Origin of the sequence: Hyunsoonleella rubra (assembly GCF_042684665.1) — a bacterium.
GTDB classification, from domain to species: Bacteria; Bacteroidota; Bacteroidia; order Flavobacteriales; family Flavobacteriaceae; genus Jejuia; species Jejuia rubra.
Window position 1 is genome coordinate 148,235 of record NZ_JBHULY010000025.1, and the last position, 16,108, is coordinate 164,342.

General features: G+C 39.2%; 14 protein-coding genes. 5 read left to right on the plus strand and 9 right to left on the minus strand.

Features of this window, described 5'->3' with window-relative positions; translation table 11 throughout:
* Position 1 precedes the first annotated feature (1 nt).
* The 9 genes from ACFSR8_RS11395 to ACFSR8_RS11435 form a co-directional block, all read right to left on the minus strand.
* Positions 2-673, minus strand: coding sequence for a TetR/AcrR family transcriptional regulator (locus tag ACFSR8_RS11395; protein ID WP_380292119.1), 672 nt, complete (start codon positions 671-673; stop codon positions 2-4).
* Between the two features lie 191 nt (positions 674-864).
* On the minus strand, positions 865-1,566 hold the full coding sequence (locus ACFSR8_RS11400; RefSeq protein WP_380292121.1) for a sulfite exporter TauE/SafE family protein: 702 nt from the start codon (positions 1,564-1,566) through the stop codon (positions 865-867).
* A gap of 1 nt (position 1,567) precedes the next feature.
* A complete protein-coding gene (locus tag ACFSR8_RS11405; RefSeq protein WP_380292123.1) occupies positions 1,568-2,014 on the minus strand; it encodes a FixH family protein in 447 nt (148 codons plus the stop codon).
* Positions 2,015-2,425: 411 nt separating this feature from the next.
* The gene (gene ccoG, locus ACFSR8_RS11410; protein ID WP_380292125.1) at positions 2,426-3,850 is read right to left on the minus strand and encodes a cytochrome c oxidase accessory protein CcoG; all 1,425 of its coding nucleotides are present in this window, start codon (positions 3,848-3,850) and stop codon (positions 2,426-2,428) included.
* A 184-nt stretch (positions 3,851-4,034) separates the two neighbouring features.
* Complete coding sequence (locus ACFSR8_RS11415; RefSeq protein WP_380292127.1) at positions 4,035-4,955, minus strand: cbb3-type cytochrome c oxidase N-terminal domain-containing protein; 921 nt, start codon at positions 4,953-4,955, stop codon at positions 4,035-4,037.
* 85 nt (positions 4,956-5,040) lie between these two features.
* The gene (locus tag ACFSR8_RS11420; protein ID WP_186563153.1) at positions 5,041-5,226 is read right to left on the minus strand and encodes a CcoQ/FixQ family Cbb3-type cytochrome c oxidase assembly chaperone; all 186 of its coding nucleotides are present in this window, start codon (positions 5,224-5,226) and stop codon (positions 5,041-5,043) included.
* 18 nt (positions 5,227-5,244) lie between these two features.
* Positions 5,245-7,428, minus strand: a complete 2,184-nt coding sequence (ccoN, locus tag ACFSR8_RS11425; RefSeq protein ID WP_380292130.1) for a cytochrome-c oxidase, cbb3-type subunit I — start codon at positions 7,426-7,428, stop codon at positions 5,245-5,247.
* Between the two features lie 11 nt (positions 7,429-7,439).
* The gene (gene ccoS / locus ACFSR8_RS11430; RefSeq protein WP_186563149.1) at positions 7,440-7,625 is read right to left on the minus strand and encodes a cbb3-type cytochrome oxidase assembly protein CcoS; all 186 of its coding nucleotides are present in this window, start codon (positions 7,623-7,625) and stop codon (positions 7,440-7,442) included.
* A gap of 287 nt (positions 7,626-7,912) precedes the next feature.
* A complete protein-coding gene (locus ACFSR8_RS11435) occupies positions 7,913-10,351 on the minus strand; it encodes a heavy metal translocating P-type ATPase (RefSeq protein ID WP_380292132.1) in 2,439 nt (812 codons plus the stop codon).
* 106 nt (positions 10,352-10,457) lie between these two features.
* Between ACFSR8_RS11435 and ACFSR8_RS11440 the strand changes: the two genes are divergently transcribed.
* The 5 genes from ACFSR8_RS11440 (at position 10,458) to ACFSR8_RS11460 (ending at position 16,066) form a co-directional block, all read left to right on the plus strand.
* On the plus strand, positions 10,458-11,135 hold the full coding sequence (locus ACFSR8_RS11440; RefSeq protein WP_380292134.1) for a Crp/Fnr family transcriptional regulator: 678 nt from the start codon (positions 10,458-10,460) through the stop codon (positions 11,133-11,135).
* Positions 11,136-11,223: 88 nt separating this feature from the next.
* Positions 11,224-12,354, plus strand: coding sequence for a vWA domain-containing protein (locus ACFSR8_RS11445; RefSeq protein ID WP_380292136.1), 1,131 nt, complete (start codon positions 11,224-11,226; stop codon positions 12,352-12,354).
* Positions 12,355-12,520: 166 nt separating this feature from the next.
* Complete coding sequence (locus tag ACFSR8_RS11450; protein WP_380292138.1) at positions 12,521-12,880, plus strand: endonuclease domain-containing protein; 360 nt, start codon at positions 12,521-12,523, stop codon at positions 12,878-12,880.
* A gap of 232 nt (positions 12,881-13,112) precedes the next feature.
* Positions 13,113-14,573, plus strand: coding sequence for a magnesium chelatase (locus tag ACFSR8_RS11455; protein WP_380292140.1), 1,461 nt, complete (start codon positions 13,113-13,115; stop codon positions 14,571-14,573).
* A gap of 101 nt (positions 14,574-14,674) precedes the next feature.
* Entirely contained in the window at positions 14,675-16,066 is a 1,392-nt protein-coding gene (locus tag ACFSR8_RS11460) for a glycosyl hydrolase family 8 (protein ID WP_380292142.1), read from the plus strand.
* Positions 16,067-16,108: the final 42 nt, after the last annotated feature.

The window sequence follows — 16,108 nt, forward strand, 5'->3', positions numbered from 1 at the left end:
GTTAAGATTGTAAAGTTTTTGATACTAAATCTTTATAAAATTGAGTGGGTGTAATATCCAAATCACAATCCGTCATAGATGTGAAATGACTTTTTAAAAAGTGCTGATGTAAACTACCATCTATTATTGTGCTAGCTAAACTGGACGGATATTTATATTCTGGTTTTAATGCAGCAACCATATCGCGTAATCTGTATACAATACGTTTATAGATTACGAAGTAACCTTCTTTATTCTCTAAATCCACCTCTTTGGTTAAAAATGATTTAGAGTTTTCGTTAACCATGATACGATTCAGCACAACTTCGTTAATATGTGAGAAGCTAGAGTCTTCTTTTGTAGACCTAGAAACAACTTCTATGGCCTTTTGTAGTTTATCAAAAGGATTAAGGTTGTGGGTTTCAAGAACCAATTGGTACTCTATCCAGGCCCAATACCAAGAAGACAGATACAACAACAATTTATGCTTACTTTCAAAATAACGATACACGGAGCTCTCATTGGAACCTATTTTGGTACCGAGCTTTTTAAAGGTAAAGCTGTCAAAACCAATTTCATCTATAAGCAGAATGCTGTGCTCCACAATACGTTTGCCCAAGTTGGAGGACTCGGGGTCTTTTACATAGATTTTTTCAGGAACCGCTATCTTTAAGTTTGAAAGTAATGAATCCATAATTAATTAATTTGATTGCAAATATAATAGCAATACTATCATTATTGAAAATAAAACTATTGATTTTGTCAATAATACTTATAAGTATATTTTATGGATTAGGAAGAAAACTTATATAAATGCTTGGAAATTAACGATATGAAAAAACGAAAATTCTAAAAATTCGCTCTAAATTGGATCAAGATACTCGACTAATGACAGCTCATGCCCGACGAAGCCATCTCAAAAACAGGAGCGGGAGAGAGGTAAGGAATTCCTAGCCCCAAACCACGAAGAATAAAAAGAGTACCGATAATAACCACAAACACAGGAATAGCATTTTGGATGCGCTGTCTCGTCTTTCCTTTAAGGAAATTACTTAAGTAAATAGCAGTGGTCATCAAAGGAATGGTGCCTATGCCAAAAACCGCCATGTACATGCTTCCCCGGGCTACAGATCCAACCGCCATTGCACCAAAAACCGCCATATACACTAAACCACAGGGTAAAAACCCATTCAAAAACCCAATAGTTAAAAAAGTGTCCATGGTTTTTTTCTTCAAGGCGGTACCCAAAGCCGATTTCACTTTGGAAATCATTTTATAAATAGGTTTTGAAAAATTATAGCGGTTAAAGGTACTCTGAGGAATCAGTACCACCAAAATCATTAAAATGCCGATGGCTATGGATAGTTGCTGTTGAAACCCAAAAATGTAAAGGCTTTTTCCGATGAAGCCAAAAATCAATCCTATAATACTGTAAGACAACAATCTACCAAAATGATAGATGGCAATTTGGGATACTTTTTTTAGCGAATTGGAGCGGTCCACCGGTAACATAAAGGCTATCGGTCCGCACATCCCCACACAGTGAAAACTGCCCAATAAACCCAATATGAACGCCGACCAAAGCATGTTAATAATTTATCGCCTCTTTAAATAAATAAGATTTTCCCCTATATTGCCAATCAATTTTAATGTTCCAACGGCCATCTACCAAACGGTTGTCAGGTATGAGCAAATAAGGATTAGACAATGAAATAGAAGTTTCAAAGTCTAGTTGTTTGTTAGATGGCCTATATAGGAACACTTTACCTGTGATTTTTTTAAAGTCAATATCGCTCGGAAAATTAATTCTCAAGCCCTCGGACGACTTGCTATAACTAATATTTGTGGTAAGCGTTTTCGCATTCTTAAGCTTATCGATATCTTCCTGATACTTCAATTCCTCCCCATAATAATCCTCGCTCACCAAATCATGGTCGTACCTATCGTCAATATTCATCGACACAATAAAGTACATGATAAACCCAATAAATCCTACAAAGGCCAAAACAATTCCGGTACCCCAATTAATTTTCATACTCTTACTTCCTGCGAAAGCAGGAATCTCTTTTTAGTTAATACTTTTTTGTCATCCTGAACTTGATTCAGGATCTCATTTTATTTTGGGCGTTCCCTCCGTTCCATGCCTACAAAGTTTTTTTGGAAACCTTGCAGGAGTCTCTACGGGTCGGGCCTGCCTGCCGGCAGGCAGGCTTTCCGTTCCAAGTCCTCGCTCCGCCCTAAGGGGCTCCGCTGTGGGCTTTCCTCTGCAATCCCTAACGCGGGCCTCTCCGCCAAAGTCACTTCTCTAACTTCCAACATAAAGCTTCCAGCTTCAAACCCACCCCTGACCCCTCCAAGGAGGGGAAAGCGTACTCTTGAATTAAGCTTGAACGCTTAGAGTACATGAGTAACTACTGTTAACTGCGACTGTGACTGAAAACTGAAATTACCGATAACTCCTCGGCCCCAAGAAATTAGCAGTGGTCGTTTCTATCATTTCATCGCCCTTAAACACGCCAATTTTAATTTTATTTCTATCTCCGGTCAATGCCGAATTGTCAATCTCAATAAACAAAGTCCCTTCTGCAATCCCCTGTTTTGGTACAACAAATTCATCACTTGTGGACACCAATTTCAATTCCCCTTTATGCGATAGCAACTTCAAACTCACATCGGCAATATCCTCCGTAGTTTTGTTTACCAATTTATAGGTAAACACATTGCTGATGATGTTGCCTTCCTTGTGCTCGTAAAGCTGTCCGGGCAATCGTAGCACATTGGCTTCCACATCATTCCGCAAAAACAACATACCAATCAGCACACCTACCATAATAGTCAGTACCCCCATGTAGCCTTTCATTCTGGCGGTCAACTTAAACTTGGCCTTCTTCTCAATATTTTCCTCGCTCGCATAGCGTATCAATCCTTTGGGCAGATTGATGCTTTCCATAATATGGTCGCACTCATCAATACACGCCGTACAGTTGATGCACTCCAATTGCGTACCATTTCTGATGTCAATACCCGTTGGGCAAACATGTACGCATTGCAAACAGTCGATGCAATCACCGTGACCCAAAGCGTGACGGTCTTCATTTTTTCTAAACTTTTTCCGTCCGCTTTCCCCTTCACCACGTTTATGGTCGTAGGCTACAACAATGGATTTGGTGTCCAATAGCACCCCTTGCAATCTCCCATACGGACAAGCAATGACACAAACCTGCTCCCGAAACCAGGCAAACACAAAATAGAACACTCCCGTAAAAATCACCAAAGGAATTAAGGTTCCCATATGAGCTGTTGGCCCATCAATGATGTATCTGAATAATTCGTCACTACCGATTAAATACGCCAAAAATACGTTTGCAATCAAAAAGGAAATCACCAAAAAGATAAACCATTTTAGTATTCGCTTTCTGATTTTTTCAGCATCCCATTTCTGTCTGTCCATTTTGCGTTGCTTGTTTCTATCGCCTTCAATCCAATACTCAATCCTTCGGAATACCATTTCCATAAAAATGGTCTGCGGACAAATCCATCCACAGAAAATCCGTCCGAAGGCCACTGTAAATAAGGTGATAAATACCACCCCAATAATCATCGAAAACACAAACAGATGGAAATCCTGTGGCCAAAACGGAAATCCGAAAATATTGAATCGGCGTTCCATTACATTGAACATCAAAAACTGATTACCGCCAATTTTTATGAATGGTGAAAGAAAAAGGAAAGCCAGTAAAAAGTAGCTCACATACTTTCTGTACTCATAAAATTTCCCGTTAGGTTTTTTGGGGTACACCCAAGCGCGTTTCCCCTGTTCATTAACGGTAGCGATGCTATCTCTAAATATTTCGTTTTCTGGGGTGTCCACTTTTTTTACTTATCCTGCAAGGTTTCCAAAACCTTGTAGTTATATGATTTGAGATTTCTTTTTAAAGACCTCACAGGTTTCACTTGCGCTGAGCGCAGTCGAAGCGAAAACCTGTGAGGTCTGAGTTCAAGTGTTTAGTTTAGTTTGATATGTTGTACTTGAAATCTTTAGTTTTTCACAGTAATTATTGAACTGCATCAGATACCGCTTCAACGGCTTCGGCCGGAGCACTTTCATCTACCCAAATATCACCTTCCGGAGCTTTGGGTTCTGCCGGTGTAGTCCCCTGGAAGGTCAACACATAGCTCGCAACCTGAGCAATCTCAGATGGTTTTAAGTTCTGCTTCCAAGCAATCATCCCTTTTCCATCTCGACCACCTTCGGAAACGGTTCTAAATACATTTTTAATACCGCCACCAAGAATCCAATGCTTATCGGTTAAATTTGGACCGATACCTCCACCACCGTCAGCTTTATGACAAGCCACACAGTTGGTTTCAAAAATGGCCTGACCAGCCTTAAGGTCGGAAGCTTCGGTCAACATAGTAACCGTATTGATATCTACCAAATCCTTAGCAGTCTTTTTGTACTCTTCAATGGCAATTCTAGCTTCGGCCAATTCGGTTTCCAATTCATCAAGTTGCGTATCGCCATCAAAAATGTGATAGCGGACTAGATAAATTCCGGCAAAGATGATGGTAGCATAAAAGCCATACACCCACCAAGGCGGTAAATTGTTGTCCAGCTCTTTGATGCCGTCATAGTTATGGTCTAAAATAATTTCACCTTCTTCCTCAAGAGGCTTTTGCCCTAACAGTTTTATGTAGGTCTCTTTTAACCATTTAAACTCAAACGACTTTTCCTTTTCTGCCAAAAACTTAGCTTTGGCCTCTTCGTCCAATTTGTGGAGCATGACGTTTTCCAACGCCCCTACAATAGCTTCGATGGCAATAAGAATCAACAATACCAGCAAGAGAAACAATAGCACTGCCGGATATTCGATAAAGGCGGGCTTTTCACCGGAATCTACAAAGAATTCTACTGCTCCGAAAATAATCAGGAAAACTACAGGAACGCGAATCCAGGATGGAACTAAATTTTTCATTTGATAGTTGTTTTATTGTTTTTTAATGGACAAATGTAACCTCCTAGGTAAATCGAGTCCAGATTTGAATTTCGAATAGTCGGTTTCATAATATGTCGTTGTTTTGGTTGTCTAAAGGAATATTGCTTACTTTTTTGATATAGTCTTTTTTAGCGGAAACGACCCACCAAAATAAGGCCACAAAAAAGATGAAAAAGATGAGTAGCGAAATGATAGGATAGATTTCTATCCCCGTGATGCTCTCCATATGGTTTTTTACAAATTTTAACATGATGCTCTATTTTGAGGGTTAATTCTGTGCCGTTTCAACTTTAATGTCGGTACCCAATCGCTGTAAATAAGCGATAAGTGCCACAATCTCGCGGTTCTTCATTTCTACGAATGCCTCTCCGTTTTCGGAAGCATATTTTTTATCCGCTTCATAAGTTTTCGCAAAATCAGGGTCGCTATACAGGTTTTGCTCTATTTGAGTGCCCTGCGCTGTCATACTTTGTTGTGCGTTGGCAATCTCTTCATCTGAATACGGTACACCTAACGATACCATAGTTTTCATTTTGGCCTCGGTTTGCGATTTGTCCAATTCGTTCTTTATCAGCCATTGGTAACGCGGCATAATAGAACCAGATGAGGTACTTTGCGGATCGTACATGTGGTTGAAATGCCAGTTATCAGAGTACTTCCCACCCAAACGGTGTAAGTCCGGACCGGTACGTTTACTGCCCCAAAGGAATGGATGGTCGTACACATATTCCCCAGCTTTGGAATATTCGCCATAGCGTTCTACTTCACTTCTAAAAGGACGTATCATTTGCGAGTGACAACCCACACAACCTTCGCGGATGTAAATATCTCTACCCTCTAATTCCAAAGGTGTATAGGGCTTGACGCTTGCAATAGTTGGGATATTGGATTTCACCATAATGGTCGGTACAATCTGAATAATACCACCAATCAAAATCGCCACAGTAGCCAATAAGGTCAATTGAATTGGGCGTCTTTCCAGCCACGTGTGCCAACCTTCACTAGCAGTACGCTTTTTGGTTACACGCTCCAAAGCAGGGGCTTCGGCCAATTCATCTTCAACTTTGCTGCCACTTCTTACAGTAGCAATTACATTGTACACAAGTATCAGCATCCCAACGATGTACAAGGTACCGCCAATAGCACGCATCCAGTACATTGGGATGATTTCAGTTACGGTTTCCAAGAAGTTACCGTAAACTAGTGTCCCATCTGGATTAAACTGCTTCCACATACTAGCTTGTGTAAATCCAGCAACATACATCGGCAAGGCATAAATAATAATACCTAAAGTACCCAACCAGAAATGCAGATTAGCCAGTGGTAAGGAATGCAACTTGGTTTTAAACAAGCGTGGAATCAGGTAATAAATCATACCAAAGGCCATAAAACCGTTCCATGCCAAGGCGCCAACGTGTACGTGGGCAATAATCCAATCAGTAAAGTGGGCAATAGCGTTTACATTTTTAAGCGAAAGGGTAGGCCCTTCAAAAGTAGCCATACCATAGCCTGTTATCGCCACAACCATAAATTTTAATACAGGGTCGGTGCGTACTTTGTCCCAAGCTCCACGTAAGGTCAATAGTCCGTTAATCATACCACCCCACGATGGCATTAATAACATCACTGAGAACGTCACCCCGAGATTTTGCGCCCAATCAGGTAAAGCCGTATATAACAAGTGGTGCGGGCCAGCCCAGATATAGATAAAAATCAAAGACCAAAAGTGGATGATTGACAATCTATAAGAATACACTGGTCTATTCGCCGCCTTCGGAATAAAGTAGTACATCAGTCCCAAGAAAGGAGTAGTCAGGAAGAATGCTACCGCATTATGTCCGTACCACCATTGCACCAGGGCATCCTGCACACCAGCATACACTGAGTAACTTTTCAGTCCACTTACAGGTAATTCTAAACTATTAAAAATATGGAGGACTGCAACGGTAACCACGGTAGCGATGTAGAACCAAATGGCCACATACAAATGGCGTTGGCGACGTTTTAAAATCGTCCAAATCATATTCACCCCAAAAACCACCCAAACCAGAGCAATGGCAATATCAATTGGCCATTCCAGCTCGGCATATTCTTTGGAAGTGGTAATCCCCAAAGGCAGGGTAATTGCTGCCGCGACAATTATCAATTGCCATCCCCAAAAGTTGATGTTGCTCAAAAGGTCGCTCGCCATCCTCGTTTTCAACAGGCGCTGCAGCGAATAATATACCCCCGCAAACATGGCATTCCCCACAAAGGCAAAAATCACCGCATTGGTGTGCAAAGGTCGCAAACGGCCAAAACTCAACCACGAGATGCCATCGGTCAAATTCGGGAATAAAAACATAAAGGCAAGCAGTAAACCTACCACCATTCCTACAACCCCAAAAACAATGGTGGCATAAAGGAACTTAGTAACGATTTTATTATCGTAATGAAATTGTTGCATTTCCATAATTATAGTTATTAATCTTTCTTGGTTAGTATCGTTTTATCGGTTTTATCTTTGATTAATTCGTCCTCGAATAACATGCGGACAGACGGGGTGTAGCTATCGTCAAACTGACCCTTTTTTACGGCAACAACAAATGCCACAAAAAATGCAACAGCCACAATAATGCTTACTGCAAGCAAAACATATATAACACTCATACCTAATTGAAGTTACGGTTCAAAAATACTTTTTAGGTTCTATTCAAAAGATGACAATTGTCATGTTTCATTCCATTTTTTGGGCGTTACCCCGTTCGGTCGCTGAGGCTCTCGAAGCGGGGTCGGGCTTTCACTACTCAATCCCTCCTGCGTCGGGGATTTCAAACATGCCGTTCAATCCCTAACGCGGGCAAATCTGCCATATTCCGTGCCATTTGCCAACCCACGCGTCATTTGCAAAAGTGTTTAACCCTCCGAGTTTTTCTTTTGGAAAAACCCACCTCCCTTTATAAAAGGGAGGAGCCCATCACCTGTTTACATTCTTTTGGTTTTTGAGTTTGAGTTTTCCTCCCCTTCGGGGAGGCTAGGAGGGGCCTTGTACAAACCGTCGTAAACGCCACAATACTTATCGAACTCAAGGGCATTAAAATCGCCGCAACCACAGGAGCTAATTGTCCTGTAACCGCAAAATACAATCCGATAACATTGTAAATAAACGACAGCGCAAAACTCCATTTAATAATAGTGATGGCCGATTTTGAGGCTTTGATAAATCTATACAGCATATTAAATTTGCCTGCATCCAAAATCGCATCACAAGCAGGTGAAAACACATTCACATCCTCCGAAATGGCAATGCCAACATCGCTTTGCGCCAATGCTCCAGCATCGTTCAACCCGTCACCAATCATCAAAACTTTGGCACCTGAATTTTGGTGATGCTTGATATACTCCAATTTATCCTCGGGGGTTTGATTAAAAAACAATTTGGTTTTGGCCGGTAAAAGCTTGGTTAAATTTTCCCGTTCTCCAGCATTGTCGCCCGAAAGAATCACCAAATCATAGTCTTTTTTAAGTCTGTTGAATAATTTAGACAGGCCTTTTCTGTACTTATTATAAAAGGTAAACTTGCCTTTATAGTGGTTGTTGGTACTGACGTGAACGGCTGTGTTTAATGTCACCGCATCCGTTTGGTGGCCCACAAAAGGCGCCGAACCAATTTTAATAAAATCGTCCTTGTGTTTTGCCGTGATTCCCTTCCCGACGTGTTCTTCATAATTATCCAAAGTCAATATATCATTGTCTTCCAAAAGGCTATACAGTGAGCGGCTCAAAGGATGGTTCGAATTTCGCAAGGAACTCTTCAACAAGATTTCTTCAGTATCTGAAAGCGTCTCACCTTCATAGGAAATTGAAGATTCTTTATTGGCAGTAATCGTTCCGGTTTTATCAAATATAATGGTGTCAATCGAAGCTAATTGTTCAATCACCGAAGCATTTTTGGCGTAGAATTTCAACTTGCCAAAAATGCGCAACAAGTTACCAAAGGTAAAAGGGGAGGCCAATGCAATAGCGCAAGGACATGCAATAATCAACACCGCGGTAAACACATTTAAGGCTTTGGATGAGTCCACAAGAAGCCAATAACTCGTTGCAATTATGGCAATACTGAGTACGGCCAGTGTAAAATGTTTGCTGATTCTATTGGTGAGATTCGTAAAGCTGTCCTCTTTGTTTTTATTGAACACATCGTTGCTCCACAATTGGGTCAGATAACTTTGCTCTACGGTTTTTAAAACATCCACTTCAATACTGCCTTCGGTTTGTTTGCCACCTGCAAATAATTTATCCCCGGATTGTTTTGAAACCGCATCCGATTCCCCGGTCACAAAACTGTAATCAATACGGGCATTCCCATTAATCAAAATACAATCTACGGGAATTAATTCTTCATTTCGAATCAATAACCTATCGCCTTTTTTAATGTCGTAAACCTGAATGGATTCCTCGGAACCGTCATTCAAAATCTTCGTAATTCCGATAGGAAAATAGGACTTATAATCCCGTTCAAACGATAAGAAATTATAGGTTTTCTGTTGGAAGAATTTACCAAGTAATAAAAAGAATACCAAACCAGATAAGCTGTCAAAAAAGCCCGTCCCGATATCAAAAACGATTTCAGCAGTACTTCGTAAAAACAACACGGTTATCCCCAAAGCAATGGGCACATCAATATTTAAAAGTTTGGATGTTAAGCCTTTGTAGGCAGAAATAAAATAGTCCTGCGAGCAATAAAACACCACCGGAAGCGAAAAGGTAAACATCAACCACCTGAAGGTGTGTTTAAATTGTTCCAACCAATACTCGCCCACTTCAAAATACTCGGGAAAGGACAAAAACATGATGTTGCCAAAGGCGAACCCAGCAATGCCCAATTTGTAAATCAAGGAACGGTCCACATTCTTTTTGCCGACACTGTAATCGTCCAAACTTATAAAGGGTTCGTAGCCAATGCTACTTAACAATCGCACTAAATCTTTTAGTGAAAAGTCTTCGGTGTTATAATTAACTCGAACGGTTTTCTTTCCAAAATTCACGATGGATGAACTCACCGACGGATTCAACTTGTTCAAATTTTCTAAAATCCAAATACAGGAACTGCAATGGACATGTGGAATATAAAGGGTTACGATTTGCGTTTTGTCGTCATTAAACTCCAACAAACTTTCTACAATCTTCTCGTTGTCCAAAAAGTTGTATTTACCCTCAATTTCTTTTGGAGTTGCACCCGGAGCGTTCTCTAAATCGTAATAGCAGGTTAAATCGTTTGCAGAAAATATCTCGTACACGGTTTTACAGCCGTTGCAACAAAATGATTTGTCGTCGAATACAATTTTGGAAGATGTGGCGTCCAGACCACAGTGGAAACATGTAGAATGTTCCATATTATTTGCTCATTTACCTGTGTGCAAAGGTTACAAGTTAGCCAAAAAATAAATATGATATCTGTCATGTTTTATTTATTTTTACACATCAAACAAATTGATAGGTATGAGCAAATGCGAACAATGCATTATTAAACAATTTAATGCGCTCAAATCGCTGACTAAGGATGAGTTAGTGAGAATTTCGGCGTGTAAAACTTCAAAAATTATAAAAAAAGGCGAAGTCATTTTTGAGGAAGGTGATACGATAAATGGTGTGTATTGCGTCAAGGATGGTATCTGTAAATTGTCTAAATTAAGCGAAAACGGCAAGGACCAAATCGTTAAAATGGTGGTGAAAGGCCAATTGATTGGGCAACGCTCTTTGGTGAGCAATCAAAGTGCAAATCTTCAGGCAACGGCGCTTAACGATATGGAAGTTTGTTTTATTCCGCGGAGCGAAATTATTTCTGACCTTCAAAAAAACCCAAAGTTTTCGTTTGATATGCTAAAGGATATGGCCAATGATTTACGTGAGGCAGATGATATTATCGTCAATATGGCTCAAAAATCGGTACGTCAGCGTTTGGCAGAAACATTAATCTATATCCACGAAAGTTTTGGGGTAAATCCCGATGGTACTTTAAGCATTTTGTTGTCACGTGAAGATTATGCCAATATTGTAGGCACTGCTACCGAGTCTGCTATTAGGGTGCTTTCACAATTTAAAAAAGAGGGCATGATTTCTACCATTGGAAAATTTATCAAGATAGAGGACATCAATGCGCTTAGAAGAGTGGAATAGTGCCTATTCAATTTTCTTGTTAAAGAATAGATAAATCTAATTAAGAGATCATTCGTGTTCTATAAAAATGTAGTATTTTTATGGAGCTATGAATACATCCCGTGTTTTAAGAACCGGCTTCGTTTTTAAGACTTACGAAGCGCCCTATCAATCTCCATTTGAAAAGCTTTTCGATATTTTCAAGGAATTGATAACGTACACCTCAGGTGATTTTGACGAGGCCATTGATTGGTTGCGAGAATTAGATAAGGAATACAAACTCACCACACCGGATTATACCATTGAAGATTTTATAGAAGACCTAAAAAAGAAAGGCTATTTGCGCGAAGAAATAGACCCAGATGGTAACGGAAGTGGTTTGACGATAACGGCCAAAACCGAACGCGCCATCCGTCAACAAGCGTTGGATCATATTTTCGGGAAGATTAAAAGAAGCGGACAGGGCAATCATAAAAGTAAAAGCCCGGGAATAGGGGATGAGCACACAGGTGATTTTAGGGCCTATCAATTTGGCGATGCATTGGATAAGGTTTCAATGACAGAAAGCTTAAAAAATGCCCAGGTCAATCATGGGATTTCGGATTTTACCCTATCGGAAGATGATTTGGTAGTTGAAGAAACTTTGCACAAGTCCCAAATGAGTACGGTGCTGATGATTGATATCAGCCATAGTATGATTTTGTATGGTGAAGACCGCATCACACCTGCCAAAAAAGTGGCCATGGCTTTGGCGGAGTTGATCACCACCCGATACCCGAAAGACACATTGGATATCATCGTTTTTGGAAATGATGCGTGGCGAATAGAAATTAAGGACTTGCCCTATTTAAAGGTCGGGCCGTACCATACTAATACTGTTGCAGGCTTGCAATTGGCCATGGATTTGCTAAGACGAAAGAGAAATACAAACAAACAAATCTTTATGATAACCGATGGCAAACCCAGTTGTTTGCGCTTGCCTGACGGACAGTATTATAAAAATAGCATGGGGCTGGACTCTCACATTATCAATAAATGCTATATGATGGCGCAACAAGCAAGACGATTGCATATTCCCATCACCACATTTATGATTGCAAAGGATAGCTATCTGATGCAATTTGTACGGGAGTTTACCTATGCCAATCAAGGCAAAGCATTTTATACCGGATTGAAAGGTTTAGGAGAAATGATTTTTGAGGATTATGAAACGAATCGGAAAAAGAGAATTAGGGGATGAAAAGCCCCTCCTAACCTCCCCATTGGGGAGGAATACTCAACAGGAGAAAAAAATTAGTAATAAAGCGCTGAGTAAGCACGCAACAGTGGTTCCTCCCTTTTAAAAAGGGAGGTGGGTTCCGATTCCATAAGAATCGGAATTCGGAGGGTTAAAAATTTAGAATAAGATGAAGCAAAAAATACACACATTAAAACATTTAAAAGAGAAACGTGCAGAATTAAGAAAATCCTTAACACCTGCAGAAGCATATTTATGGAAACATTTGAAAGCAAGACAGTTTAATGGAAGACGATTCAATAGGCAACACAGCATTAAGAATTATATTGTCGACTTTTATTGTGCCAAGGAAAAGTTAATAATAGAATTGGATGGCGAAGTCCATAATAATGCTTTAGCTCAAGAAAATGATGAGAAAAGAACAAAGGATTTAGAGGAATTGGGGTATACTGTAATTAGATTTGAAAACAAATTGGTATTTGAGAATTTGGCTTCAGTTTTTATGGAAATTCAAAGTAATTTTAAATAAAACTCCTCTTTCTTCTGATTTTCTTTTGGAAAATCAGAATTCATTCTCCTCTTAAATTTAAGAGGAGAGCCTGTGGATAACAAATAAATTGATAGGATATTCAAATCAGCAAAAATATAATTATATCAAGTTCTTCCCTTTTTGAAAGGGAGGTGGATTCCAATTCCTTGAGAATTGGAATTCGGAGGGTTATAAAAATCCCTAAGAATAAAACAAAAGATTAGAAAAGTCAATGAAAAACATAAAAACACTAGGTGAACTAAAGAATACTGGATACCAATCCAAATCCATTAAAGATGAATTAAGGGACAATCTCATTTATAAAATTAAGAACAAGGAAACCACTTTTGAAGGCGTACATGGATACGAAAACACTGTGATTCCTGAATTGGAACGTGCCATTTTATCCCGACATAACATTAACCTTTTGGGATTACGAGGACAGGCCAAAACACGCTTAGCGCGTTTGATGTTGAATTTATTGGACGAATTCATTCCTGTGATTGAAGGTTCAGAAATTAATGATGATCCATTCAATCCGATTTCGAGATATGCCATTGAAATGATTAAAGAAAGGGGTGATGATACCCCAATTTCGTGGTTACACAGAAGTGAACGGTTTGCAGAAAAATTAGCAACGCCTGATGTTACGGTTGCTGACATTATAGGCGATGTGGATCCCATCAAGGCGGCCAACTTGAAATTGAGCTATGCAGATGACCGTGTCATTCATTACGGCATGATTCCACGGGCCAATCGCTGTATTTTTGTGATTAACGAATTACCAGATTTACAGGCTAGGATTCAAGTAGCACTATTTAATATTTTGCAGGAAGGGGATATTCAAATTCGTGGGTTTAAAGTGAGGTTGCCTTTGGATATTCAGTTTTTGTTTACGGCAAATCCCGAAGATTATACCAATAGAGGTAGTATTGTCACCCCCTTAAAAGATAGAATTGGGTCTCAAATTTTAACGCATTATCCTGAAGATATCGAAACTGCCCGAACTATCACTGCTCAAGAAGCCAAAGTGGTGGAAAGTCAAAAGGAACATATTTTAGTGCCAAGTTTGGCAAAAGACCTATTGGAGCAAATCGTTTTTGAGGCCAGGGAAAGCGAATACATAGATGCGAAAAGTGGAGTAAGTGCCCGTTTAAGTATTACGGCATACGAGAATTTATTGAGCACTGCCGAGCGCAGGGTATTGTTGGCCGGAGATAATAATACCATGGTCCGTTTAAGTGATTTTATGGGAGTAATTCCCTCTATCACAGGAAAAGTTGAACTGGTGTATGAAGGAGAGCAGGAGGGTGCGGCCGTGGTTGCATATAATTTAATTGGAGAGGCGGTAAAGAGTCTTTTCGAAGAGTTTTTCCCTAAAATTGAAAAACTTAAAAAGCAGGATGAGGAAACACCCTATGACGATATTGTATCCTGGTTTTTTAATCAAAAGGATGGCTTCGAACTTTTAGATGATTTGAGGGATAAGGAATACCAATCCTTGTTGGACGGTGTTTCGCCTTTGGATGATTTATTAGGGGCTTACCAGCCAAACTTGCGAAAAGAAGAAAGTTACTTCGTAAAGGAATTTGTGTTATGGGCTCTAGCAGAATACAAACAACTGAGCAAAAACCGCTTTAAGCAAGGTATCCAGTTCAAGGATCCATACGGCAGTTTTATAAGCGGTATTTAATAGTTTATCCTAAAAAAAACATGTAGTTTATCGAAAAGTAATAGTAGTGATGGTCTTCATAAGTATTGGGTGTCGTATATTAGGAAAATAAAACGCAAGTCATGATAAAATTTCCTACTTTATTGTTTCTACTATTTTTAACTACACGCTTTTGTATTGCGCAAATATCCAATGTCGATTTCTTAAATAGAGATTACCCTTATGGCATAAAGCCTACAAATGTTCAGTCAAATGATGTCTATAATGTATATGTTTCATGGCGTAATACATTTGCAACCACTTGTGTCGATGACAGATATAGAATAAAATTTGATACTCCTTCTGAAACCGTATCCGAAGGTGTTGCTTATGGGATGCTACTATCTGCTTATGCAAACGATAAGGAACTTTTTGATGGTTTATGGTTGTATTATAAAGACTTTTCTAATGCAAACGGCGTAATGAACTGGAAAATTAATGGATGTACAACTGTAATTGGGCAAAACGGTGCTTCGGATGCAGAGTTAGATGCCGCATTGGCGCTCATGATAGCTGATAAAAAATGGGGAAATACAGGTGCTATAAACTACAAAAGTGATGCTGAAGTATTAATAAGTAAAATAAAGGCTCACGAGGTAGAATCTGGAACAAATGTGTTAAAGCCAGGTGATGCCTGGGGAGGAAGTAATAATACTAATCCATCTTATTTTGCTACTGGATATTTTAGGGCTTTTGGAGAGTATACCAATGATGAAACATTCTGGACTGCAGTAGCAAATAAAAGTTATGATATTATTAATGCAAATCTTAGTAAAAATAACGCAGTTTATAATTTGGTTTCGGATTGGTGTGAAGCAGATGGAGACTATTCTACTCAAGTGGATTGGGCGCATAACAAAGGAAAATCATATTATTATGATGCCGCAAGAACACCTTGGCGAATAGCGGTAGATTACATTTGGTATGGAAATACTAAAGCTCTAGATTATTTGAATTTGTGCAATGGTTTTGTAAATAATCAAGGCGGTTTTAATCAAATTTATCCAGGATACAGTCAATTGGGTGTTCCAGAAAATACAGGTTATAAAGACCCTACCTTTACAGGTGCATATGCAACGGCTGCGATGTCATCAACAGATCAAAGTTTTGTCAATAATGGGTATACAGAAACAAAAAATCAATCTACATCTGCATATTTTGGAGCCACACTAAGAGCTATTTATATGTTTATAATGTCAGGAAATGGTTATAACCCTATAACTGAAAGCGTATTAAGTGTTGAAAAAGTAATTGAAGATGATATCACATTTTTTCCCAATCCCACTTCTGATTTTCTACATCTAAATTTTAAAACTCACGAAGAAAAAAGTATTAAAATATATGCTCTCAATGGAGTTAATTTGTGGTCTAAAACTATCAGTTCCAAATCAGAGGTAGTAGATACGAGAACTTTTAAAAGTGGTATTTATATCATAAACATTAATAATTCAAAACCCGTTGTGCATTTTAAATAATGCTAGTTTTAATATTGTTGATATTTCTATCAAAGACAAACC

What these genes read in the sequence shown, in the direction of transcription:
- ACFSR8_RS11415 (WP_380292127.1), bottom strand. Translation starts at nt 4,955, where the DNA reads ATGAAAAATTTAGTTCCATCCTGGATTCGCGTTCCTGTAGTTTTCCTG.
- ccoN (WP_380292130.1), bottom strand. Translation starts at nt 7,428, where the DNA reads ATGGAAATGCAACAATTTCATTACGATAATAAAATCGTTACTAAGTTC.
- ACFSR8_RS11405 (WP_380292123.1), bottom strand. Translation starts at nt 2,014, where the DNA reads ATGAAAATTAATTGGGGTACCGGAATTGTTTTGGCCTTTGTAGGATTT.
- ACFSR8_RS11440 (WP_380292134.1), top strand. Translation starts at nt 10,458, where the DNA reads ATGAGCAAATGCGAACAATGCATTATTAAACAATTTAATGCGCTCAAA.
- ACFSR8_RS11445 (WP_380292136.1), top strand. Translation starts at nt 11,224, where the DNA reads ATGAATACATCCCGTGTTTTAAGAACCGGCTTCGTTTTTAAGACTTAC.
- ACFSR8_RS11450 (WP_380292138.1), top strand. Translation starts at nt 12,521, where the DNA reads ATGAAGCAAAAAATACACACATTAAAACATTTAAAAGAGAAACGTGCA.
- ACFSR8_RS11460 (WP_380292142.1), top strand. Translation starts at nt 14,675, where the DNA reads ATGATAAAATTTCCTACTTTATTGTTTCTACTATTTTTAACTACACGC.
- ACFSR8_RS11435 (WP_380292132.1), bottom strand. Translation starts at nt 10,351, where the DNA reads ATGGAACATTCTACATGTTTCCACTGTGGTCTGGACGCCACATCTTCC.
- ACFSR8_RS11455 (WP_380292140.1), top strand. Translation starts at nt 13,113, where the DNA reads ATGAAAAACATAAAAACACTAGGTGAACTAAAGAATACTGGATACCAA.
- ACFSR8_RS11400 (WP_380292121.1), bottom strand. Translation starts at nt 1,566, where the DNA reads ATGCTTTGGTCGGCGTTCATATTGGGTTTATTGGGCAGTTTTCACTGT.
- ccoS (WP_186563149.1), bottom strand. Translation starts at nt 7,625, where the DNA reads ATGAGTGTTATATATGTTTTGCTTGCAGTAAGCATTATTGTGGCTGTT.
- ACFSR8_RS11395 (WP_380292119.1), bottom strand. Translation starts at nt 673, where the DNA reads ATGGATTCATTACTTTCAAACTTAAAGATAGCGGTTCCTGAAAAAATC.
- ACFSR8_RS11420 (WP_186563153.1), bottom strand. Translation starts at nt 5,226, where the DNA reads ATGTTAAAATTTGTAAAAAACCATATGGAGAGCATCACGGGGATAGAA.